This window comes from Oleiphilus sp. HI0067 (assembly GCF_001635735.1).
In genome coordinates, this window is record NZ_LWFI01000961.1 from 1 (window position 1) to 1,553 (window position 1,553).

Sequence of the window (1,553 nt, forward strand, 5' to 3'; positions counted from 1 at the left end):
TTCAAACAGGGCATGCGCGAGATAAAGCGCTTGATTCACCCTAATGCGGTGATTCCTGTAAAAGTAGGCAAGAAAGCCGTACCTGATCGGGTTATCGAAGCCGTATGGGGTTTCTTCTCCCTGTACGTATTCTCATTCGTTGTGCTTTTGTTACTGCTTCTCGCAAGCGGTTTAGATCAAGTAACTGCATGGTCGGCAGTTGGTGCCTGCATCAATAACCTTGGACCAGGTCTGGGAGATGTCGCAGCACACTATGGCGATTTACCGACTTTTGCGAAATGGGTTCTTTGCGTAGCAATGCTAATGGGGCGTCTAGAAATTTTTACGCTATTGATTCTATTCACGCCAGCCTTCTGGCGCTCTTAAGCGCCAGAAATACCGAGCTTACGTAAACCTTTGAACACACCTTGCGTTATGTTGTCCAGCTCATGGCGCGCCTTGTGGCTAACACTACGTAAAGCGCTGATCTCATCACCATTTGCATAATAAGCATCACAAGTACGCATCGCTTTCGCAGCGGGGCTTTGTTTATCTAATTCATACCATTCGCATATTTTTTCAACTGACTGCTGAAAAGCTGACTCAAATCCATGTGTGCTAATTGATACCGTCGTTCGCTTGATGCTTTTTAACCAAGGCACGTTGATACGGAGCTCCAAGACCTCAACTGTCGCTCTACTACCTCGCTCAACACTAACACGCCGTAGACCTCGAATTGAGCCATCATCTCTCACATGAAATTCTGGTTGTGCAGCACGCTCTCGCTGATAAACTTCATATTCCCGCGTAAAACGTGTTTCGATCGCCTCAGCCTCTTTGCGTGCAGCGTCTTTATCTTCTCCGATTCGCACATATTCTTGAAACTCTTGTCCGCCCCAAGAACGATAAACTCGAAAATAGTCTAAACCACCATACTTATGGTCATAGATAGGCACCCTATACCTCCATTGTATAAATATGTGAATCCAAGCATGAGCGATGCTTGCATCCTCAATTCTGTTTATTAGAATCCGCTCACCTTACATACAGTTTTATCAATAAATTCTAGGGACATAAACCTAATATGAGCTACAGCATTTATCTTTCAGGTGAGATTCATACCGATTGGCGTGAGCGTATTGAAAATGGCATCAAAGAAGCCAATCTGGACATCGAGACACTAAGTCCAGTAACTAATCATGAAGCCAGTGACGAAGTTGGTGTCCGGATTCTTGGTGAAGAAGAAAACAACTTCTGGAAGGATCATAAAGCAGCAAAGATCAATTCATTGCGCGCAATGAATGCAATCGAAAAGGCTGATCTTACCGTGGTACGTTTCGGACCAAAATACAAGCAATGGAATGCTGCATTTGAAGCAGGCATTGCTATTGGCAAAGGCAAGCCAATCGTTGTGATTCATGACCCAGAATTAACGCACCCACTCAAAGAAGTTGACGGTGCCGCGATGGCTGTCGCAGAAACACCCGAGCAAGTGGTTGAAATTTTGAAATATATCAAGCAATAAGTGAGCGAGCGGCGAATAGCTTAGTGTATAATGCCGCTCCTTTTTCTCG

At 44.9% G+C, this 1,553-nt stretch carries 3 protein-coding genes; 2 read left to right on the plus strand and 1 reads right to left on the minus strand.

Annotated features, from left to right (window positions below; all coding sequences use genetic code 11):
- Positions 1-366 (plus strand): potassium transporter TrkG (locus tag A3739_RS12285; protein ID WP_304440274.1); only part of this gene is annotated, 366 nt, incomplete at its 5' end.
- Here the strand turns inward: A3739_RS12285 and A3739_RS12290 are convergent.
- Positions 363-935, minus strand: a complete 573-nt coding sequence (locus A3739_RS12290; protein WP_068483291.1) for a hypothetical protein — start codon at positions 933-935, stop codon at positions 363-365. The genes A3739_RS12285 and A3739_RS12290 overlap by 4 nt on opposite strands.
- Positions 936-1,063: 128 nt before the next feature.
- Between A3739_RS12290 and A3739_RS12295 the strand changes: the two genes are divergently transcribed.
- Complete coding sequence (locus A3739_RS12295; protein WP_068483288.1) at positions 1,064-1,504, plus strand: YtoQ family protein; 441 nt, start codon at positions 1,064-1,066, stop codon at positions 1,502-1,504.
- Positions 1,505-1,553 lie beyond the last annotated feature (49 nt).

Coding starts and splice junctions, on each gene's coding strand:
- A3739_RS12295 (WP_068483288.1), top strand. CDS start 1,064: ATGAGCTACAGCATTTATCTTTCAGGTGAGATTCATACCGATTGGCGT.